Source organism: Paenisporosarcina indica, assembly GCF_001939075.1.
Lineage (GTDB): Bacteria > Bacillota > Bacilli > Bacillales_A > Planococcaceae > Paenisporosarcina > Paenisporosarcina indica.
Map to the genome: position 1 here is coordinate 639,222 of NZ_MPTA01000001.1, position 21,279 is coordinate 660,500.

Here is a 21,279-nt window from a genome sequence, read left to right on the forward strand (position 1 = left end):
TTAACAGAGAGTATAGGAGAAAGCCAAAGAGGATGAACAATCCTCTTTGGCTTTTTTAAAATTTACAAGAAAGAATAAAATTAGACACTACCACGAACCAAGTGTTCAAAACAGGTAACCCTAAATAGAGGTCCCTAAATAAGTTCACCGTTATAGACTAGACTGCGCCTTGTGGATGGCTGCCGCGAGAGGCTAAGGATTAACCACTACCAATCTTCACTCACTTCGGCTACCACTTGAAAGACGCCTACGCTGGTTCTTGCTAGGCATATTGATTCCATCAAATTGAGTTACAGTGTTTACAAATAACAAACGAGCCATTCCACGATTTAGGCTCGCTTGTTTAGAATGAAAGGTCTATTTCAGTGAACACCCCACAATACGGTAAAGTCTTTAGAATTCCTAGAAAACAAGATGAGCAGGATTTGTCACTTCGACACCGCAATGGGACTACAGAACGGACACCAATATAAAGAGTACAGGGGGATAATTGATATTAATAAAAATAATTTTCTGCGTTTCAACTCATACTGATCTGTGAGGTGAATTTTATGTATAGATTGCTATCGCATAATGATTTGGATGGAGTTGGCTGTGGTATTTTGGCGAAAATCGCCTTCGATAAACAAGTAAAGGTAAAATACAATTCGGTATCTAGTCTAGATCGTGAAGTTGAGTTATTTCTGGAAAAAGCTGACAAGAACTCGACTTTGTTTATTACGGATCTTTCCGTAAATGAAGAAAATGAAAAAAAGTTGGAAGCCTTTTATCAAGCTAAGGGAAATGTTAAGTTAATTGATCATCATAAAACTGCACTGCATCTAAATAATTACGATTGGGGACATGTGATTGTCGAGGTTGATGAGGGAATGTTAACTTCAGCAACTTCCTTATATTATGAGTTCCTTGTTGCAGAAAAATTACTGGCTCCAACAGATGCAATTGCTGAATTTGTCGAGCTTATAAGACAGTATGATACGTGGGAATGGGAAAAGAATGAGAATTTTCAAGCTCAGCGACTTAATGCTCTCTTCTATTTAATCACAATTGAAGAGTTTGAAGAAAAAATAATAAATCGACTTAAAACGAACGAACATTTCAGCTTTGATGAGTTTGAAACGAAAATACTGGATATGGAAGATAATAAAATCGAGCGCTATATCCGTCGAAAAAAAAGAGAAATTGTCCAATTAGAAATAGGTGGACTTTTTGCTGGAATCGTTTATGCAGAATCGTATCATTCTGAGCTTGGAAATGAACTTGGTAAAGCATATCCACACCTAGACTACATCGCAATAATAAATATGGGTGGAAAAAGATTGGGATTTCGAACAAGTCACGATGATGTGGATGTGTCAGAAGTAGCGGGTCAGTTTGGTGGTGGTGGGCATGCAAAAGCATCCGGGTGTTCTTTAACCGACGAAGCTTACAAACAGTACGTAGTGAAAGCATTTCACTTAGAACCACTACGAGAAGATGCACATCGAAATCGCTATAATGTGAAACAATCCACTTTCGGCTCACTTTATAAAGATCGAAAAGAAACGCTGTACTTTCTACATCCTATCAACGATCGTGAATGGGCAATTGAACAAAATCAAGCTAAAATGGAAGCCATCTATTCAAGTTTTATCGATGGCGAAGAATTCCTAAAAAGAAACTATGCTGCTTGGCTAGTTAGAGACGATCATTTTGTTAACTATATAATGGATGATATAAAGATTCGGAAACATAATAAATAAGATAAACATTCAAGTTGTATATGTGTATTTATTGAAACGCACTTCTTTTATAACTTGCCACACAGTCTCAGTTTTATTCTTGCAGTTCACGGGCATGCTATTATCGGAAGGAATTTGAAGGAGGTTAAGGGATAAATGACATCAAGCAAGGAACTTCAGAATTTGAGAGATTTTCACAGTGGCACACGTGGCGTGATGAGTGTTTACTTAAACACCAATCCAGGCGACCCGGAACAGCTTAACGGTGCATGGGATATTCATTTGAAAAATGGATTGAAACAAATTGAAAAGTCGTTATCAGATTCCCAAAAAGAGGATGAACTTAATTATTTCAGTAAAATAAAGAAGAAAATATTAAAGGAAATTGATGATAATAAGAAAGAATTGAATAAGGGACTCGTTATTTTTGCTTCTGAAGAACCGGAGTTATGGTCGGTCCATTATGTACAAGTTCCAGTAAAATCGAGTTTCCACTGGGAAGACCATCCTGTGATTGAACAGTTGGAGTATATGTACAAAGCATATCCGGAGGCTGGGATAGTCCTGCCAAGTTTTGGTGAAGTTCGCATTTTGGATACGGCCATGGGCGTGGTTAAAGAGGATATGACTTACATTTTCGATGCAAACCTTGAAGTATGGGGTGAACATAAAGACATGGATCCTGATGGTAAACATGTTATTGGAAACAGTCATATAGAATTTTTAGATGACCGTCTGAAAGAAAACTTGTACAGGTTCTTTAAAGGCATGGCTACCAATTTAGAACGTTTGAAAAAAGAACGGGGTTGGATAGAGATTCATGTTTCTGGTGAAACTGAATATGCCCTCGCTTTTGAAAAAACCTTGCGAGAGAAACCGGCAAGCTGTATATTTAAAAACTTGAATAACAGCAAACCAGCAGAAATAATTAAGCATGTACTTGAAAAATAAGCGGTAAGTTTTCCATTCAATACTTAATATACATTTATAAAACAACCACGGATTCACTTCCGTGGTTGTTTTTTGTCATATAACAAATTTTTGGTTTTAATAGTAATCTCTCAATTCTTTAATTTCAGTTTATTCGAAACTTGTTAGGGTATTGTTGGGGTAAATAGAAGGAGGCGTGAATCATGAGGGATCAAAAAGAGGAAGTCCAAAAAGAGCAACATGATAAGCAGATCCATCCTGCAGAAGAAAAGGCAAGTAATACAAGATCACAATACGATCAAGACAATAATATGAATCGAGAAGAAATTCAAGACAGAGTTGGACAAAACAGCTATAAAAATGCAGATAATGAAGGCAAGGAAAATTAAATTATTTTTTTGAAGGCCTTGATAAAGAAAACTGTGTATTTCGAACAATAAAGTACATGTGCGTCTAGCACACATCTTCATCTTCCTGTATAGTTTTTTTAGAACTAACATCGGGGGGTGAGGATGTGTTTGATCTGCAAGTTCTTGGTGATCAAATCGTAATGGAGCTTTCAACTTTAATTGAACAAAGTGTTATTGTTACCGATAAGAATGGATTTGTGATTGCCAGTAAAGATCCGACACGTTTGAATTCATACCATGAAGGTGCCTCCATTTCAATGAAAAGTCATAAAGAACTTCATATAACAGCAGAAATGTGCGATAAACTCCAGGGAGTAAGACAAGGGATTGTGTTACCTATTGTCATATCGAAAAAACCGATTGGCGTAATTGGGATAACTGGAACGCCGTTAGAAATCGAGAAATATGCAAAACTTGTTAGAAAAGTAGCAGAGCTTTTTGTTACAGAGTTTATGATGCGACAAGAAAAAGAACGAGGGATTCGAGAAATCGAGTTTTTTATTTTTGATTTGTTTACGACAGAAAATAGTATGGATTCGATTGAAAAGCGGGCAACTCTTTTGGATATTGATATTTCTCTGTATAACCGAGTGGCGATTATCCAGACATTTAAACAGTTTGAAATTACGGATATAGAGAACTTATTGCATATCCAAACCATTCATCCTGACTTGAAAATCGTGCGTTGGGGTTTGGAAAAACTTGTGTTATTGATTCCAATTATATCGAAGAATCATCTACAAGCAGGTTTGGAAAATTTAGCGTTAAAAATTCAACGAATATCCAAACAACAAGTATATATTGGAGTGGGGGAAACAAAAGAGTTTAATGAACTCGCTCAGTCATTTCAACAAGCGGAAATTGGAACTGCAATATCTTCGAGACAAAATAAGATTATTTTCGAAGAAGATTTAAAACTCGAATTGTTGTACTATTCCATACCAAAAGAAATTAAATCAGAATTTTTAAGACGCACAATTGAACCACTTCTTGCGGAAGAAGAATTATTACAAAATCTTGAAGTATGGCTTTATAAGAAAGGTTCCCTTCAAGAAATTGCAGATGAGCTGCATATACATAAAAACACATTAAAGTATAGACTAAATAAAATTGAAAACATTCTTGGGATTGATTTAAATGATAAAAACGATCTGACCATGATCTATACAGCCGTTCGCATATTAACAAAAAAATAGTGAAACACTCTCAATATGAGAGTGTTTTTTGTCTATTCGGACAAAAAATGTGTCAAATATGAGAGTAAAAATGTTTTATCTTCTATAGAAGTCCGAACTATTAAAATATTATAATAATATAAGCGTTATCAAACGATTTTACTAGAGAGGGGGAGGAACAATGAATGATGAGATGATTCAGTCATTTGTAAGAATAGTTGGAAAAGAAAACATCAAGTATTCAAAAGCTCAACTTCTTGCTTATTCTTATGATGCAACAGCAAATTTCCAGTCGAAACCCGATTTAGTAATTTCTCCAAAAAACACTGAAGAAATCGTTGAAATTGTAAAGCTTTGTTCAAAAGAACATATACCAATCATTTCGAGAGGGTCTGGAACTAATCTTGCTGCTGGAACGGTTCCTACTCAAGGTGGGGTTGTACTATTATTCAATCGGATGAATGAAATGATTGAGTTGGATGAAGAGAATTTAACAATAACTGTTCAACCAGGAATGATCACACTTGATTTAAGTACATATGTAGAAGCAAATGGTCTTTTTTACCCACCTGATCCAAGTTCCATGAAAATTTCCACAATCGGTGGAAATGTCAGTGAGAATTCTGGAGGACTACGTGGATTAAAATACGGTGTTACGAAAGATTATGTAAGAGCACTTACCGTAGTTCTTCCAAACGGATCTGTATTAAAAACGGGTGGGAAACTCGCAAAAGATGTTGCAGGTTACGATCTTACTTCACTACTAGTAGGGTCAGAAGGTACACTCGGGATTATTACTGAAATTACATTGAAACTGATTCCACTCCCAGTCTACAAAAAAACGGGAATTGCTTACTTCAATTCATTGGAGGATGCTGCAAGAACGGTATCATCCATCATTGCGAATAAAATAATACCAGTCACTTTAGAATTCATGGACCGTGGCACGATTGGGGCAGTAGAGGATTTCATGAATATCGGTTTGCCACGTGATGCTGAAGCAATGCTTTTAATGGAGCAGGATGGGGACGTGGAACTCGTACAAAAAGATATTCAAAAAATGATCGAAATCGCAGTAGCAGAAGGGGCAACCTCTACATCAATCGCTGCTTCTCCTGAAGAAGCGGATGTCCTTAAGACAGGTCGACGAGTAGCACTTTCCGCTTTGGCACGAAAAAGACCCACGACGATTTTAGAGGATGCAACAGTTCCACGCTCCGAAATTGCAAAAATGGTGCGTGCAATTCAAGAAATTGCGATTAAACATGATGTTCAAATATCAACATTTGGTCATGCGGGTGATGGGAACTTGCATCCGACTTGTTTGACAGACGTTCGAAACAAAGAAGAAATGATTCGAGTTGAACATGCATTAGCAGAAATTTTTGAAGTAGCGATCCAACTGGGTGGAACGATTACTGGCGAACATGGTGTAGGGGAAATGAAAGCACCATATTTGGAATGGAAACTCGGTGAAAGTGGCATCAATCTCATGAAGCAAATAAAACAGTCAATCGACCCGCTTAATATTATGAATCCAGGGAAGATTTTTGCGAAGGAGACCAAGACAAGGCTGGTGATTCACAATGGTTAGTGAATTGCAGCAAAGAATGCAAGATAGTTTCCGAGAACATGTAGACGAAGAATATATTATGGATTGTATGCGCTGTGGTTTCTGTTTACCGGCTTGCCCCACGTATTTGGCTACTAATCAAGATGAAACACATTCACCCCGTGGCCGTATTGCCTTAATGAAGGCGATGAGAGATGGGGATGTTGTTTGGGACGGCTCGGTGGCAGACGCGTTTGATATGTGTTTAGGATGTCGAGCTTGTGAACCAGCATGTCCTGCAGGTGTGCAGTACGGTGCTCTGATCGAAGAAACAAGAGTCGCCATTCAACATGCGAAACCACAAGGCATGAAAGAGAAAGTGATGCGTAAAACGGCATTTGATGGTTTGTTCGCCGACCAAAATAAAATGGCAACGACTATAAAGTTAGTTCAATTTTATCAAAAGTCTGGTTTACAAACAGTTACTCGTAAGATTGGTTTCTTAAATCTTTTTCCTCCTTTCATGAAGGAGATGGAAGGGGTATTACCAGCCATTGAAAAGAAAAAGGAACGAGTAAGCTCACTTAAACCGAAAACAACCAAAGTGGCCTTTTTTACAGGATGTCTAATGGACACTTTGTTCCAAGAAACGAATAGAAAAACGATTAAACTTTTAGAATGGCTTGGAGCAGAAGTAATCATTCCGCGGGAACAACAATGTTGCGGTGCTCTACACGGACATAGCGGGGAGTTAGAAAAAGGGTTGAGAAATGCAAAAATAAATGTAGATGCGTTCGATTCAAATGAATTTGATTATATAGTCAATAACGCGGGTGGTTGTGGTGCATTTCTTTCAGAATACGAAAAGCATTTACAAGAAAATTCCAAATATGCAGAAAAAGCAAATCAATTCTCGCAGAAACTAATTGATATTTCATCCCTCTTTATCAAACTCGGGATGAATGCAAGATTAAAGGAAATGAGATCTGAAGATGTCGCAATCGTTACCTATCAAGATTCCTGTCATCTACGCAATGTTAATAAAATATTTTTAGAGCCAAGGTCACTCTTAATGGATGCACCTGGCTTTGAATATAAAGAATTAATCGATGCAGGAAGTTGTTGTGGATCAGCAGGGATTTACAACTTACTTCAACCGGAAATGGCAAGACGGATTCTTATCTGAAAATGAAAGGGGTGAAAGATTTACAACCAGCGAAGTTGGTTACTTCTAATCCAGGGTGCTTGATGCAAATGCAATTGGGAATCCAGCGTGAGGGATTGGAAAAAGAAATACAGGCGTTACATATAGTCGACTTTCTATATGAAGTAGTTCAAAAAAATCAAACATAGGTGTGTTGGGAATGTTTTAGAAAAAACTCAACCTTGGGACAATAGATTTCTTAGCAGCATTATTGTTAAGTTCAAGGGATATTGGGTTATTTACACCACCAGTAGGATTGAACTTGTATGTTGCGGCAAGTATATTGAATACCAACATAGTAGAGATACCGAACAGCGTTGTCCCATTCCTCATTTCATCAATAATTGTGCTGATGCGAGTTACCTATATTCCTGTATTATCAGCATTCCAACCAGTCTTATTCGGAGTTAAAAAAGGAGATGATTTTTTGAAATTCAACCACGAAGTAGCCATCATAACCGGTAGGAATATGAAACCGTTTTAGTAGCTGGTGTTGAAAAAATGAAACACGCCTCTACTGCCAATGTCACACAAGGCTTTAATGCCGCAATGGATACAAACTCAAATGAGAAACATGCAGGTCTAGACCGAGTAGAAGATGGAGTATATATTTATCAGAAATTGTAGATCGTGGTTTTAATCAAACGATTCAAGGAAAACTAAAAGAATATATGAAAAAGGATCCCGTGAGTATCCTTTTTTCATATATTAATGATTAAGATTTATGCAAAATAAAGAGAGACTTCAAAATATAAATATCAAATCTCTTTGCTCACAGGATCAACTGCAAGCCTTTCAATGATTCTCCGTTTGCGATATAGCATTTTCCCCGCTTCAGCAATATCATGGACAGCACCTCGATTGATAAATGCACCAAACACGAGACCAGCAATAGGAATCATTTGAAATAGTTTTTTCCATCCCATTCGATCACGATAAGAGAATACAACTTCACGCCATCCTTGTAGTTCGGAAAGAACTTCTCTTTTAGCAGTTTGATCTTGATGATCAAACTGAGATAATTGTTTAAGAATTGCTTGTTTTCCTACAATGTCAGCAGAAACAAATTGGAGACATTTCACGATGAATAGGCGTTCCTCCTTTGCCTTAGGATCATATCCATAACAAATTGCAATATCTTGTAAGGTTTTTAATTGCAAACCCAGGAGAAGTGGAATATCTATGGATAAGGTGAAAATTCCACCAATCCCAGTGCTAGCACCTTGAAATGTTGCAAGATTTTTTCTAGTTCCTGTTAGTTTTCCTACAGCTTCATCCATTGTGGAAAGGGGGAGTTTTGCTACTTCTTCTAATTTTGTAATGGATAATTTTGAATAATAAGACGAAATCGCTGATACTGAACTTAAATAGCTACCACCAGTTTGAACATATTTACCAAGTTCATCCAAGATTAAGCCAATCTTATTCTGAATGAATGCAGGAGTCCATTTATCAATTAGCTTAAATGGTAAACGACCAATCTTTTCCCAAAACCATAAATCACTTTGATCTTTCTCCCATGCCTCTACCGTTCTTAATTCTTCTATCAACCATTGTTTAGATTCCTTCATACTTTTCGCCTCTTTCACTAATTAATACTAATACGATACAATTGATAAAAAAGTTTCATGATTCGCTAATCAAAGCAGTAATACATACATATCATCATCTAGTATGATTAACTTAATGAGTGATTATTGAATGTAACTTCTCTATTTATCAAAAATTGCTTCAACGAATATGTTCATGAAAGGATGAATCATTTGGGCTTTGAACAACCAGAATTAAATAATTGGTTAAAAAAATTCCCTTTACTAACCCAAATAACTAACTTGGAACCAGTTGTTTGGTTGAATCCTAACCTGAAAAAAATGAATCACATTTCTATTCTTCCTGTTAATAAACAAGACATGGAGGAAGCAGCGGAATTATGGGATCGTTTTGCTCCATTTTTGGCACAAGAATTTCCAGAAACGAATGATTCGAAAGGAATAATCGAATCGCCCTTAAGAAAAATACCAAACATGAAAAATGCACTTAATAAAAAATATATGGACAAGATAAAAGGTGAACTCTTGTTAAAGTGTGACAACGAACTGCCCATTGCTGGGTCGATTAAAGCACGAGGTGGCGTGTATGAAGTGCTTCAATTTGCTGAAAAGTTAGCGATTGAAGCGGGGTTAGTTACCAAAGAAGATGATTACTCCATATTTTCAAGTGAACAATTCAAAAAGCTATTTCATCAGTATAACGTGGGAGTAGGATCGACTGGTAATTTAGGCTTAAGTATTGGCATAATTGGTGCGAAACTGGGTTTTCGTGTTTCCGTCTACATGTCAGCGGATGCAAAACAATGGAAGAAAGATTTACTGATAAGAAAAGGTGCGACTGTGCATGAGTTTATCGGGGATTTCAGTGAGGCTATCCTTGCTGGTAGACAACAAACGACGAAAGAACGACATGGTTATTTTGTCGATGATGAAAATTCCAGACACTTATTCTTAGGGTATAGCGTGGCTGCAATTCGACTGCAAAAACAGCTAGAACATGAAAAGATTCAAGTTGATGCAAAACATCCTTTATTTGTTTATCTACCATGTGGAGTTGGAGGATCTCCAGGTGGAATTACTTTCGGGTTAAAGCAAGTATTCGGAGATCATGTCCATTGTTTCTTTGTCGAACCAACCCATTCTCCTGCCATGTTAATTGGTTTACTAACTGGTGAAAAAGAGAAAATCAGTGTCAAGGATTTTGATATAGACAATCGTACAGAAGGGGATGGATTAGCAGTTGGCCGTCCATCAAGTTTCGCATCATCCATATGTGAAAAATTAATAAGTGGGGTTTATACAATAGACGATGACGACTTCTTTAAGATGCTAGTCAAACTGGTCGATAGTGAAGAGATTTATTTGGAACCATCTGCAGCTGCTGGATTGATCGGACCAGTTAAAATCATACATTCAGACTATGCGAAAGAAAATAGCTTGAACATGAAAAAAGCCACACATATCGTATGGGCTACAGGTGGATCACTTGTACCTGAAAAAGAAATGAAAGAATTTTATGAGCAGGGGAAAAGTTTAATAGAGACTGAATAATAGTGAATTTCTTACCTGTAAAGCATGTAAAAAATGAATGTTTGGAATTATTCATCAATAAAAATACGCATTGAAAATCTTCTTTTGCGTGATATACTGAAAACAATCTAATAGCATTTACTCATATAATAGCAGGGATATGGCCTGCGAGTTTCTACCAGTTTGCCTTAAACAAACTGACTATGAGAAGCAAAGAATAGATTATTTCATGCGTATTTTTCGCATGTTTCTTTTCTGTTCCTTTCGAATGATCAGCTCGAAAGACATTGCTCCACTCATGGTATGAATGGATGCACGGTCTTAGGGCTTTTTTTATTGCCCTTTGACGTGATAGATAAGAAGGGAGACGAATTAAATGAAAAGTTTAAAGAATAAAATAGTAAAAGAAGGTAAAGTATTGTCAAATACAGTATTGAAGGTAGATTCTTTTTTAAATCATCAAATTGATCCACCTTTAATGAAAGAGATAGGAGATGAATTTGCCGTTCGATTTGCAGATGCAGGTATCACAAAGATTCTATCGATTGAATCTTCTGGTATTGCACCGGCTATGATGGCAGGATTAAATTTAGGTGTTCCAGTGGTATTTGCAAGAAAAAGAAAATCAGTCACATTAAAGGATAATCTATTTACGTCAAGTGTTCATTCGTTTACAAAAAACGAAACGAACGACATCTCTGTTTCAAAAGAGTTTATTGATGAGGACGATGTGGTGCTTATAATAGATGATTTCCTAGCAAATGGGCAAGCAGTACTCGGACTGACAGATATTTTGGATCAAGCGGGTGCAAAATTGGCAGGTGTCGGTATTGTGATTGAAAAAGGATTTCAATCCGGTGGGAAAATGATACGAAATAGTGGGATCCGTGTAGAATCCCTAGCAATAATTTCTTCGTTACAAAATGGAAATATAGAATTTTTTGAGGAGGTAACGGTCTCTTGAAGAATTCATTTAAAGCAACGGCTTTAGGAATCCAACATCTGCTTGCTATGTACGCAGGCGCAGTTATTGTGCCTTTAATTGTCGGAGATGCGCTTGGGCTTTCTGCTACTCAACTTACATACCTGGTTTCCATTGACATCTTGATGTGTGGGATTGCTACAATCTTGCAAATAGTCAATAACCGTTTCTTCGGAATCGGACTTCCAGTAGTGTTGGGCTGTACATTTACTGCAGTCGGCCCGATGATTGCAATTGGTGGTGAATATGGAGTTTCTGCAATTTATGGTGCGATCATTGTCTCTGGACTGTTTGTAATCGTCATTAGTCAATTCTTCGGGAAAATGGTTAAATTCTTCCCGCCTGTTGTAACGGGTTCTGTAGTAACGATTATTGGGATTACATTAATACCAGTGGCAATAAACAATATGGGTGGGGGCCAAGGAGCTAGTGATTTTGGTTCATTATCCAATGTCTCTCTAGCATTTGGTACATTGGTTTTCATCCTGCTTGTTTACAAATTTTCAACTGGTTTTATGAGAGCCATCTCAATACTACTTGGACTGATTGTAGGGACAATCGTTTCAGTATTTATGGGGAAAGTTGATTTTTCTCCGGTTCTAGATGCATCGTTTTTCCATATGGTACAACCATTTTACTTTGGAATGCCTACATTTGAATGGTCAGCCATTGTCACAATGATTTTAGTAGCAATGGTTTCGCTTGTGGAGTCAACAGGTGTTTACTTTGCATTGGGTGATATTACCAATAAGCGAATTTCGAAAGAAAATTTATCAAAAGGGTACCGTGCAGAAGGGATTGCCGTTTTACTTGGCGGTATTTTCAATGCCTTTCCGTATACGACATTCTCGCAAAATGTTGGACTAATTCAAATGTCCGGTGTTAAATCGAGAAAAATAATATTATTAACCGGTCTTATGCTAATCATGCTTGGGTTTGTTCCAAAAATTGCTGCCATTACGACAATCATTCCAGAGGCAGTTTTAGGTGGTGCCATGATTGCGATGTTTGGTATGGTTGTTTCCCAAGGAATTAAAATGTTAAGCAAGATTATTTCTGATTCCCAAGAAAATTCGATGATTATCGCGTGTTCAATCGGGATGGGCCTTGGAGTAACGGTTGTCCCGGAAATATTTGCACAGTTACCATCCAGCTTTCAAATTTTGACGAGTAACGGAATTGTTGCAGGAAGTGTAACAGCAATTATACTCAACATTGTGTTCAATATGATACCGTCAAGAAAAGAGAAACTAACGATCGTTTCTGAACAAAAAGCAGCATAAAATAAAAAAATCAACCATGATTGGATTGTCATGGTTGATTTTTTTTGCATATTTTTTTGATCAAATCAGCAAAGTCATAATAGTAGTTTCTTCTATATCAAAGATATTTAGCATAGCGTTTCTCCAAATAGTTCTGTAATACAGTCATGATTGAGCAAATTGCCCAATATAGTAATGCTACAAGAATAATAACTGTTAACAAATCATATTCGCGTGCACCTACAATACGAGCTTTCTGAAACATTTCCGGTACGGTAATCATGGCTGCTAGTGAAGAAGCCTTGATTAAATCCATCAACACATTTGACAGGGGTGGAATGGCGATTCTAACAGATTGTGGCAAAATGATTCTCTTCATCGTTTGCCAGTAATTCATTCCAAGTGCTTTTGAAGATTCCCATTGTCCGATATCAACAGATGACAAGGAGGACCGAAATATTTCAGCCATATAAGCTGCACTATTCATGCTGAAGCCAATTAAAGCTGCCTGAATTGCGGTAAACTCGATTCCAATCACCGGAAAACCAAAGTATAACAAAAACAAGATTACCAGGATTGGAACACCACGCATAAATGATATGTATAATCGAGCTGGCCATTGCAATACCGCAAAATGCGATGTGCGGGCAAGAGCCAAGAAAAAGCCGATAAAAAGTCCCACTGCCATACTGACTAATGAGATAAGGAGCGTAAACCAAATCCCCCCAAGAACATATGGAAGTGAATCAATAGCCAGCTGAGGATCAAACAGAAGTTCCCATTTAATTTCACTCATCAATTGTTCCCTCGAATCTATTAATCAATATCAGGTTTTTGAGAAACATCCGCACCATTAAAGAACTTGGCTGAGATTTCTGTGATTGTACCGTCAGTTAGCATTTCTTTGAGCACTCGATTGACATTTTGTTCAAGTTCCTTATTTTCTTTGTTCATTACAAGTCCGACTTCAGAAGGACTGTATTTAATATCAGGGTGAATGGTGATATTTAAATCAGGAAATGCTGCTACACCAAAGGTTGAAAGATAATAATCATTTAAGATAACATCAGTTCGCCCAATCGATACATCGCGTAAGTAGACTTCATTTGTTGCGTTATCGTAGGTTACTTCTTCTGCACCCAATTCTCGTGCGATTTCCATATAAACAGAAGTTGAAGCTCCTGCAGCTTTTTTGCCTTTTAGGTCTTCTAATGTTTTGATTCCAGATAAATCATCTTTTCGAACAACTGCAGTCCCATATGAATGTTTAAATGGTGTAGAGAAGATGAAGTTTTCTTTTCGATCTTCTGTAATTTCAATATCATTTGCCGCTATATCAATTTGTCCTGTGTTTACACTAGTCAACATTTCATCGAATCCAAGTTCTTTAAATTCAATTTCAAGATCTAATCGGTTCGCGACTTCACGAACAACTTCAACTTCAAATCCAGTCAACTTATCTGATTCTTCATCTCGAAAAGAAGTAGCTAATAGAGTTCCAGATGTAGCAACCGTAATAGATCCCTCTTCTTGGATTTTTTCCCAAGCAGTTGCAGATTCGGTTCCTTTCTTACTATCATCGTTACCGCAAGATGCTAAAAGTCCCATAGACAAGATACTAGTTAGTACAATCCAACGGTGTTTTTTAAAAATGGTATTCATAATAAACCCTCCCATAAATGTAATCCGTAAAAAACATACCATTTATGAGTGAGGTAGAGCAATCTTTATATTTTTATTAACTAGAAGTAGAAATTAATTGAAGAATGTCGAAAAATTAAGATAATTAACGATCCATTTAAATAATAAGTTTCACGCTGAATACAAATAGTAAACATGCCGCCTAATTTCGGAAATCAGTTTAAGCAAATGATTATTTTAATTACTGATGGACCTGAAATTTTTGGTATTTGTTTAGTAACGTATCTAACTCTTGACTGCAAGTGATGACGCATGGATGGGTATATCCAAAATATTTTGCTTTCTTATACATATCTCTCTTCTTAACATGTATTTGTCCTAATAATTTTATATTATTTTCTAGCACTCTCATTAGTAAGTTTCCCTCCATTAGATTTTTTTTGATGCCAATTCGACAATAAGTAGGTTTTAAGCGACGGGTTTATCGTATAACATGGATTATGTATTAAATGTCGAACCTTGACCGAAAAGTAAAGTTCATTTTTTTGACACATTCAGCTGGAACAAATGTACAAAGTAGTTGACTTTTGTTTGGTTAATAAGCCCATTGTGAGAAATTGAACTAAATATAAGTAACAAAATATATTGCTCTTTCGAATACTCTCACCTTTCGCCAAATACAATGAATAAACATGATTTATGTTTAACGAGAAAGGGGAGATGAAGGAGTGGCAATCAAATTCATTAAAGTTTCCGTCGTTTATTTTACTGTTGGCGTAATTTTAGGAATGTATATGTCAATGCAACATGATTACACGTTAACTGGTGTTCATGTACACATTAATTTACTTGGCTGGGCTTCATTCGCATTAGCTGGAATTATTTATTTTTTATTTCCAAAAGCGGGAAATCATGTGCTCGCGAAGGTACATTTTTGGGGGGCAAATATTGGACTTCCACTGATGATGGGGGGCTTAGCAACATTATTAGTTAGTGGTGCAGAACAAGCAACAATTTTCATTTCAATCGGTGCAACATTAGTTGTGCTAAGCGTTATTCTATTTGCTTACAATGTTTTAATGAATGTACGAGTACCGGTAGTGGTGGAAGAATCAGATTGAATATAGCGCTTCAACTGAAGTATCATCATTAATTCTTGGTCTGTTATTCTTCATTGAATAACAGATTTTTTTGAAATATAGAAAGTATAAAATGTTAGACTACACAGAATCTTGTGTTCAAAACTTCTCCTACCACCGCACGTTACCTAATGAATGACAAAGAGGAGCGAAGTGACTTCGTCACGTGCTCCCTCTCCGATTTTTAAGTAATCCTGCTTTGCTCCTGTTTCCATCGACGTAACTTCGTGCAAATTGTTTTTACTTTTGGGTTACTATAGAATCGACACTAACTTCAATAAGCTGAGCAGCCGAAGATGAAATTTCGGCTGCTTTTGAATTTCTTTAATTGAATGCTATTTTTACGTTTTTATCCATAAGTGCGAGTGGATTATGAAATCGATAAAGAAAATACTAAAGTGACTATTAACAGATGGTACAAATTAAAATAAGGAAGCAGTGGGAGGTCGAAATTTCATCTTCGATCGATTGCCCTAATTAAGTGGGCATCTATTCTTTCGTTACCCGAATAAAAAAGATTGCTTATTTGTAGGATATATCGAACCGACGGATGCACACCCGCCCATGGCGACCAGCAACCCTTCCTAATTCATTAATCGCTGCCAACAAAATAAAAAAATCGGACGCTTTGCTCAATTTTTCTTATTGGAGGAGCGACTATATAAATTCATTTGTGTTGAAAGTCCAAAAGGTGACACTGAACCTAACTAACGGATTTGGCAGAATTTCGCTATAATAAATATATATGATTTGCAACCTTTGTGGAAAGATTACAACATATAAATCAATCGCAATAATTGTTGAAAAGGGGAAACAAATGAATGGAATTTTTTCTAATTATATTATTATTAATAGCAATAATTGGTCTTTCAAATATCTTAAATCATTTCACACCATTTATTCCGGTGCCAATTATACAGATCTCACTTGGTGCTTTGCTCGCCTTAATGCCACTAGGTATACATATTCAGCTGGAGCCTGAACTATTTTTTGTTTTATTTATTGCCCCTTTATTATTTCATGATGGAAAAAATGTACCAAGGGCGGCATTGTGGAAATTACGTCGCCCAATATTATTACTTGCTCTCGGATTAGTGTTTGTTACCGTGTTTGCAATCGGGTATTTGATTCACTGGTTAATTCCCTCCATCCCTCTACCTGCGGCATTCGCACTAGCAGCGATATTATCGCCTACAGATGTTGTAGCCGTAGGAGCGATCTCAAGTCGGGTGAAGATGCCAAAAGATATCATGCATCTTCTTGAAGGGGAAGGATTGATGAACGATGCATCAGGTTTAGTTGCGTTTAAATTTGCTATTGCAGCAACTGTGACTGGAATGTTTTCATTTACAGAAGCGAGTTGGAGCTTTTTGGTTATTGCCATTGGTGGTTTTGCAGGAGGTGCAATTCTAGCATTTTTAATCATCCGATTAAGAATCTTTATTCGAAAACTTGGGATGGAAGATGTAACTGTCCATATGATTATTCAAATTCTTACACCGTTTGTCATTTTCTTGGCGATTGAACATTTTCATCTGTCTGGGATTTTATCTGTTGTAGCAGCTGGTATTGTCCATGCAATTGAGCGTGATCGGGAAGAATCACCTGTCCTCCAATTGCAGATTGTTTCGAAAAGTACATGGACAGTTATAATTTATATATTGAATGGCTTAGTTTTTGTTCTATTAGGGTTACAAATACCAAGTGTAGCAAGAGAAATTTTCGAAGATCCGACATTCAATAACTTTGTGGTGATTTGGTACATTCTGATCATTACGACATCACTACTATTTCTTCGTTTCTTGTGGATTTATGTATCTTGGTCTGCAAGTTGGATGCTGAAGAAGTACCAAGTCAAAAAGCCTGGTATTAGACCGATTGGAATAACAACAATATCCGGTGTAAGAGGAGCAGTTACTTTAGCCGGAGCATTTTCCATTCCTTATGTTATTGCTGATGGGAGCCCATTTCCGGAACGTTCATTAATCATTTTTATTGCAGCTGGCGTTATTCTAGTTACGCTATTGGCAGCAAGTATATTATTACCAATACTAGCGAAAACGGAAAAAGGCAAGATGGAAGAGAAAAAGGTGGAACTTGAAAGGATTGCAATGATTCGTTCCTATGATGCTGCAATTAAATCAGTGAGAGAACTTATGAATGAGGAAAATCAAGTAGCTGCATTAGCTGTTATATCATCCTATAACCAAACCCGTAATAACCTTAAATATATAGGTAATGAAGAGAATATGAAAAATTCAAAACAGAATGAAACCGAGATCCGAATGAAGGCACTAGATGCTGAGTCAGATTATATAACGAAATTGAAGAAGGAAGGAAAAATAGACAGAGAACTGGTTTATCTTTTAGAAGGACATATTCATCGAATGAGATCGGCTGTTACGAATCAAATGAAATATCGGAGTTTAATGATATGGAAGATTTTCAATCGTAGTGTATATCTTCTAGCTCTACTATTTATGCCCAACAAACAAGAACGACGCAACAATCGAAGTACTATCAATAAAAAACTTCTACGCTTAAAATTAGAAATGGCAGAGCTGGCTATTAGGGTAGTGAAAGAAGAATTGACGAAGGAAAACGAGGATGTTTCTTTACTTGTTATTGGAGATTATTCCAAACTGATTTCAAAAATGAAACGTACGAAGAAAATAACAGTATCCAAGGTATTTACCCATGTGGAACGTGAACTTCAAAATAAAGCATTTCAAGCAGAACGTGATGAAGTTCAGAATTTGTATGAGCAAGGGTTCATTTCAATGGATCTTACACGAAAATTGCGCAAGCATATAAATATAAGGGAAGCCTACTGGATGGAAGAAAGTAGTCTACATCAATAAAAAATAGGTATTACACAGTAGCCTGATTTACAACGAGTTTAAATAATCGTTGTGGTTTGGGCTTTTTTTATATGCATTAATTCATTTGCACAATGTCAAATTCTTTAAATCAGGTTTTCCTTTTAGGAATCTGAAGAGGATTTCAAATGTATAAAGTCACGAAAAAAAGTTAATGATACCTATTATCTAGTGGAATAAATAACCATCATATTATTCCCGAATTATTTGACTTGTTGTTATCTCATATTCAATTGAAACAGTTAAGGAGGAGACTATGGGTTTTTTTAATAAGAAAGAAAACAAAGAAACAATAAAATCCTCTTCCTCGGTTCAAACAAACGAGCATAACCCTAAAAACGTATTAACAACAAACCTCCAAGAAAATATCCATAAAATAAAAAGTTTACTTGGTAAAAGCTCGGATATTATTTTTCGTGAAATTAGAATCGGCAAAGAAGGTTCAATAAGTGCGGGAATTATCTATACTGATGGATTAACCGATACACCCTCATTACAAAACTTTATTTTAGAAACCTTGATGATTGATACTAAAATGGTTGAAATTCAGAGAAAAATAAATCCAGACAAAAATCTAATTACCATTTTAAAAGATTATGCGATGACTGTAGGAGAAATTAAGGAAATGACTGATTTTGATTTGTTATTAACAGGTCTCTTATCAGGGGATACGATTATTCTGATCGATGGGTATGACCAAAGTTTAATGATTTCCAATAAGCATTGGGTAGAGCGTGGGGTAACTGAACCTTCGTCTCAAACGGTAGTAAGGGGCCCGCGAGAAGGTTTCTCTGAAAATGTGCGTGTTAATACGGCTTTAATAAGACGAAAAATCAAAGACCCCAATCTATGGCTAGAATCAAAAGTGATAGGTGAACGCACGAAAACAAACGTCGCTGTAATGTATATTAATGGAATTGCAAATGACAAAATCGTTAAGGAAGTAAATCTGCGTCTGGATAATATAACCATTGACGGAATACTAGAAAGTGGAAATATCGAAGAATTGATTCAAGATGCGCCATTTTCTCCTTTTCCAACAGTTTACAATTCGGAACGTCCGGATATCGTCGCTGCAGCATTATTGGAAGGTCGCATCGCGATATTAGTCGATGGCACACCCTTTGTGTTAGTCGTACCTGCACTATTTATTCAGTTCTTTCAATCATCCGAGGATTACTACCAACGTGCTGATATTGCAAGTCTTGTTCGACTATTGCGATTTTTTTCATTTGCGATTGCTTTGCTTGCACCAGCATTATTTGTTGCAATCACTACTTACCATCAAGCAATGCTCCCACCAGCACTCCTAATTAGTCTAGCAGCCCAACGAGAAGGAGCTCCATTTCCAGCTTTCTTTGAAGCTGTCATAATGGAAATCACGTTTGAGATTCTACGTGAGGCTGGTATAAGGATGCCTAGATCCATTGGTTCAGCTATGTCAATTGTGGGAGCATTTGTAGTTGGGACGGCAGCTGTGGAAGCGGGTATCATTTCAGCTGCTATGGTTATCGTTGTGTCCATAACTGCCATTTCAAGTTTCGTTTCACCTACATACGACATTGCAATTGCGGTAAGGATGTTGCGTTTTGGATTTATGGCCATAGCTGCTTCGTTTGGACTATATGGGATTACGATTGGTTTAATTGCACTTATTCTGCATTTATGTAGTTTGCGTTCTTTTGGTGTACCTTATATGTCTCCACTCGCACCTTTTAATATTTCTGATCAAAAGGATACGTTTATCCGTTTACCTGAATGGAAAATGTTCTCTCGACCTCGTCTAATCAATCAACAAAATGAAGTTAGGCAACAGAATTCGGAATCGGCTAAACCGGAAGCACCAAAAAAATAATGAGTATAAAGGGGTTTAAACGATGAAAAGATGCACGTTTGTTCTCCTAATACTCTGCTTATTACTAACTGGATGTTGGGATCGAAGGGAATTAAATGAGATATCCATTACACTGGCTATGGCAATCGATAAAGTCGAAGATGAATACCAGTTAACGGTCCAAGTGGTTGTACCTTCTGAAGTATCAATGAAGACAGGTACTGGTCGTTCAACAGTAACTCTATTTCAGGCTAAGGGAGAAACAGTTTATGAAGCCTTACGTAAAATGACAGTTGATTCCCCGCGTAAAATATACCCGGGTCACCTTCAGATGCTCGTTCTTGGTGAAGAACTTGCTCGAGAAGGGATTAGCGAGTCCCTGGAATTACTGTCAAGGGATTGGGAAATTCGATCTGATTTCTTTGTTGCCGTTGCAAGGGGTGTGACGGCGGCAGAAATTCTCAATGTAAGTACGACGCTAGAAAACATACCAGCCAATAAAATGTTTAACACGCTTAAAACCTCGGAAGGTGCCTGGTCTGCAACAAATGGAATATCATTGAATGAGCTGATAACAGATTTAGTGAGTGATGGTAAAGAAGCTGTATTGACAGGTATTTTTATAACCGGGGATCAAGAAATTGGATCAAGCAAACAGAACGCGGAATCGATTACTCCTGCTGCTCGAATACAATACGATCATTTGGCGATTTTTAAAAAAGATAAACTGGTGGGATGGCTAACTGAAAGTGAAAGCAGGGGGTACAATGGCATCACAGATTCGGTAAAAACAACAGTAGGACCTATATCCTGTCCAAATGGAGGGAAAGCCACTATAGAGGTAATTAAATTTAAAACGAATGTAAAAGGGAAAATCAATAATGGAAACCCCGAAGTGGATATTGAGATTAAGGTGAATGGAAATGTCGGTGAAGTACAATGTCACATTGATCTGACAAAACAAGAATCGATTGATGAATTAGCTAAAATTTATGAAGATGAATTACGAAAAAACATTAATCAGACCATTGAAACAGCACAAAAAAAATACAAGACGGACATTTTCGGTTTTGGTAATGCTATACATCGTTCGAATCCACGTGAGTGGAAAAAGATCAAAGACCAATGGGATGAAAAATTTTCTGACTTGAATGTGAATATTAAAATAGATGTCAAACTTCAACGAATGGGTACATTAGACAATTCCTTTCTTGAAAAGATGAAGGACTAAATAATCATGCTAAAAAGTTTAGGAATACTCCTTATTGCTGCTGTCATTCTATGGATTGAAGTTCCACCCCTTTTGAAGAAAAAACAAAAAAAGAATTGCTTGTGTTCTCCATTATTCTGGCTGTTGGAATCGTACTATGTATTGCTCTTGCTTTTGGAAAATCTATTCCAAATCCGCTCGAATTCCTTACATTTATTTTTAAACCAATCGATGATATATTGTCTCGTTTTCAAAATTAA

At 36.8% G+C, this 21,279-nt stretch carries 18 protein-coding genes, 2 pseudogenes and 1 riboswitch; of the genes and pseudogenes, 16 read left to right on the forward strand and 4 right to left on the reverse strand.

Annotation, left to right across the window (positions count from 1 at the left end; genetic code table 11):
* Positions 1 to 551: 551 nt before the first annotated feature.
* The 8 genes and pseudogenes from GY23_RS03045 to GY23_RS18905 all read left to right on the forward strand — a co-directional run.
* On the forward strand, positions 552 to 1,742 hold the full coding sequence (locus tag GY23_RS03045) for a DHH family phosphoesterase (RefSeq protein ID WP_075617727.1): 1,191 nt from the start codon (positions 552 to 554) through the stop codon (positions 1,740 to 1,742).
* A 135-nt stretch (positions 1,743 to 1,877) separates the two neighbouring features.
* Complete coding sequence (locus tag GY23_RS03050; RefSeq protein ID WP_075617728.1) at positions 1,878 to 2,672, forward strand: VLRF1 family aeRF1-type release factor; 795 nt, start codon at positions 1,878 to 1,880, stop codon at positions 2,670 to 2,672.
* A 182-nt stretch (positions 2,673 to 2,854) separates the two neighbouring features.
* Entirely contained in the window at positions 2,855 to 3,040 is a 186-nt protein-coding gene (locus GY23_RS03055) for a hypothetical protein (protein WP_075617729.1), read from the forward strand.
* Positions 3,041 to 3,165: 125 nt separating this feature from the next.
* Positions 3,166 to 4,257, forward strand: a complete 1,092-nt coding sequence (locus tag GY23_RS03060) for a CdaR family transcriptional regulator (protein ID WP_075617730.1) — start codon at positions 3,166 to 3,168, stop codon at positions 4,255 to 4,257.
* A 160-nt stretch (positions 4,258 to 4,417) separates the two neighbouring features.
* Positions 4,418 to 5,830 (forward strand): FAD-binding oxidoreductase, encoded by a 1,413-nt coding sequence (locus GY23_RS03065; RefSeq protein ID WP_075617731.1) that lies wholly within the window; start codon positions 4,418 to 4,420, stop codon positions 5,828 to 5,830.
* A pseudogene (locus GY23_RS03070) lies at positions 5,823 to 7,141 on the forward strand ((Fe-S)-binding protein). The gene GY23_RS03065 and the pseudogene GY23_RS03070 overlap by 8 nt, the downstream one beginning before the upstream one ends.
* A 62-nt stretch (positions 7,142 to 7,203) precedes the next feature.
* Positions 7,204 to 7,476: a TRAP transporter large permease subunit gene (locus GY23_RS03075; RefSeq protein ID WP_075617732.1), complete on the forward strand. Its 273-nt coding sequence runs from the start codon at positions 7,204 to 7,206 to the stop codon at positions 7,474 to 7,476.
* Positions 7,458 to 7,577 (forward strand): annotated as a pseudogene (locus tag GY23_RS18905) (thiolase domain-containing protein); the annotation flags it as partial. The gene GY23_RS03075 and the pseudogene GY23_RS18905, both read left to right, overlap by 19 nt.
* 173 nt (positions 7,578 to 7,750) lie before the next feature.
* Here GY23_RS18905 and GY23_RS03080 read toward each other — a convergent pair.
* Positions 7,751 to 8,563, reverse strand: coding sequence for an EcsC family protein (locus GY23_RS03080; protein ID WP_075617733.1), 813 nt, complete (start codon positions 8,561 to 8,563; stop codon positions 7,751 to 7,753).
* A 192-nt stretch (positions 8,564 to 8,755) separates the two neighbouring features.
* Between GY23_RS03080 and GY23_RS03085 the strand changes: the two genes are divergently transcribed.
* The 3 genes from GY23_RS03085 to GY23_RS03095 all read left to right on the forward strand — a co-directional run bounded on the left by GY23_RS03085 (position 8,756) and on the right by GY23_RS03095 (position 12,337).
* The gene (locus GY23_RS03085) at positions 8,756 to 10,093 is read left to right on the forward strand and encodes a D-serine ammonia-lyase (RefSeq protein WP_425434955.1); all 1,338 of its coding nucleotides are present in this window, start codon (positions 8,756 to 8,758) and stop codon (positions 10,091 to 10,093) included.
* Positions 10,094 to 10,194: 101 nt separating this feature from the next.
* A riboswitch (purine riboswitch) is annotated at positions 10,195 to 10,296 on the forward strand.
* Positions 10,297 to 10,448: 152 nt separating this feature from the next.
* Positions 10,449 to 11,036: a xanthine phosphoribosyltransferase gene (locus GY23_RS03090; protein WP_075617734.1), complete on the forward strand. Its 588-nt coding sequence runs from the start codon at positions 10,449 to 10,451 to the stop codon at positions 11,034 to 11,036.
* A complete protein-coding gene (locus GY23_RS03095) occupies positions 11,033 to 12,337 on the forward strand; it encodes a nucleobase:cation symporter-2 family protein (RefSeq protein ID WP_075617735.1) in 1,305 nt (434 codons plus the stop codon). Before GY23_RS03090 ends, GY23_RS03095 begins: the two co-directional genes overlap by 4 nt.
* A gap of 97 nt (positions 12,338 to 12,434) precedes the next feature.
* Here GY23_RS03095 and GY23_RS03100 read toward each other — a convergent pair whose 3' ends face one another.
* From GY23_RS03100 to GY23_RS03110, 3 genes are all read right to left on the reverse strand, one after another.
* Complete coding sequence (locus GY23_RS03100; protein WP_075617736.1) at positions 12,435 to 13,112, reverse strand: amino acid ABC transporter permease; 678 nt, start codon at positions 13,110 to 13,112, stop codon at positions 12,435 to 12,437.
* A gap of 20 nt (positions 13,113 to 13,132) precedes the next feature.
* Positions 13,133 to 13,924, reverse strand: a complete 792-nt coding sequence (locus tag GY23_RS03105) for a transporter substrate-binding domain-containing protein (protein WP_425434960.1) — start codon at positions 13,922 to 13,924, stop codon at positions 13,133 to 13,135.
* 274 nt (positions 13,925 to 14,198) lie between these two features.
* Positions 14,199 to 14,387: an aspartyl-phosphate phosphatase Spo0E family protein gene (locus GY23_RS03110; RefSeq protein WP_342742381.1), complete on the reverse strand. Its 189-nt coding sequence runs from the start codon at positions 14,385 to 14,387 to the stop codon at positions 14,199 to 14,201.
* 298 nt (positions 14,388 to 14,685) lie between these two features.
* Here GY23_RS03110 and GY23_RS03115 point away from each other — a divergent pair, with 298 nt between their 5' ends.
* The 5 genes from GY23_RS03115 to GY23_RS18655 all read left to right on the forward strand — a co-directional run bounded on the left by GY23_RS03115 (position 14,686) and on the right by GY23_RS18655 (position 21,279).
* Positions 14,686 to 15,078 (forward strand): cytochrome-c oxidase, encoded by a 393-nt coding sequence (locus tag GY23_RS03115; RefSeq protein ID WP_075617739.1) that lies wholly within the window; start codon positions 14,686 to 14,688, stop codon positions 15,076 to 15,078.
* Between the two features lie 839 nt (positions 15,079 to 15,917).
* Complete coding sequence (locus GY23_RS03120) at positions 15,918 to 17,957, forward strand: Na+/H+ antiporter (protein ID WP_075617740.1); 2,040 nt, start codon at positions 15,918 to 15,920, stop codon at positions 17,955 to 17,957.
* 274 nt (positions 17,958 to 18,231) lie between these two features.
* Positions 18,232 to 19,830: a spore germination protein gene (locus GY23_RS03125; RefSeq protein ID WP_075617741.1), complete on the forward strand. Its 1,599-nt coding sequence runs from the start codon at positions 18,232 to 18,234 to the stop codon at positions 19,828 to 19,830.
* Between the two features lie 22 nt (positions 19,831 to 19,852).
* Entirely contained in the window at positions 19,853 to 21,040 is a 1,188-nt protein-coding gene (locus GY23_RS03130) for a Ger(x)C family spore germination protein (RefSeq protein ID WP_075617742.1), read from the forward strand.
* Positions 21,041 to 21,141: 101 nt separating this feature from the next.
* Positions 21,142 to 21,279: a hypothetical protein gene (locus GY23_RS18655; RefSeq protein ID WP_245827555.1), complete on the forward strand. Its 138-nt coding sequence runs from the start codon at positions 21,142 to 21,144 to the stop codon at positions 21,277 to 21,279.

Excerpts from the sequence above, each read along its gene's own strand:
- GY23_RS03045 (WP_075617727.1), top strand. The coding sequence starts at position 552 with ATGTATAGATTGCTATCGCATAATGATTTGGATGGAGTTGGCTGTGGT.
- GY23_RS03065 (WP_075617731.1), top strand. The coding sequence starts at position 4,418 with ATGAATGATGAGATGATTCAGTCATTTGTAAGAATAGTTGGAAAAGAA.
- GY23_RS03055 (WP_075617729.1), top strand. The coding sequence starts at position 2,855 with ATGAGGGATCAAAAAGAGGAAGTCCAAAAAGAGCAACATGATAAGCAG.
- GY23_RS03120 (WP_075617740.1), top strand. The coding sequence starts at position 15,918 with ATGGAATTTTTTCTAATTATATTATTATTAATAGCAATAATTGGTCTT.
- GY23_RS03105 (WP_425434960.1), bottom strand. The coding sequence starts at position 13,924 with ATGGGACTTTTAGCATCTTGCGGTAACGATGATAGTAAGAAAGGAACC.
- GY23_RS03125 (WP_075617741.1), top strand. The coding sequence starts at position 18,232 with ATGGGTTTTTTTAATAAGAAAGAAAACAAAGAAACAATAAAATCCTCT.
- GY23_RS03110 (WP_342742381.1), bottom strand. The coding sequence starts at position 14,387 with ATGGAGGGAAACTTACTAATGAGAGTGCTAGAAAATAATATAAAATTA.
- GY23_RS03050 (WP_075617728.1), top strand. The coding sequence starts at position 1,878 with ATGACATCAAGCAAGGAACTTCAGAATTTGAGAGATTTTCACAGTGGC.
- GY23_RS03080 (WP_075617733.1), bottom strand. The coding sequence starts at position 8,563 with ATGAAGGAATCTAAACAATGGTTGATAGAAGAATTAAGAACGGTAGAG.
- GY23_RS03130 (WP_075617742.1), top strand. The coding sequence starts at position 19,853 with ATGAAAAGATGCACGTTTGTTCTCCTAATACTCTGCTTATTACTAACT.
- GY23_RS03100 (WP_075617736.1), bottom strand. The coding sequence starts at position 13,112 with ATGAGTGAAATTAAATGGGAACTTCTGTTTGATCCTCAGCTGGCTATT.
- GY23_RS03090 (WP_075617734.1), top strand. The coding sequence starts at position 10,449 with ATGAAAAGTTTAAAGAATAAAATAGTAAAAGAAGGTAAAGTATTGTCA.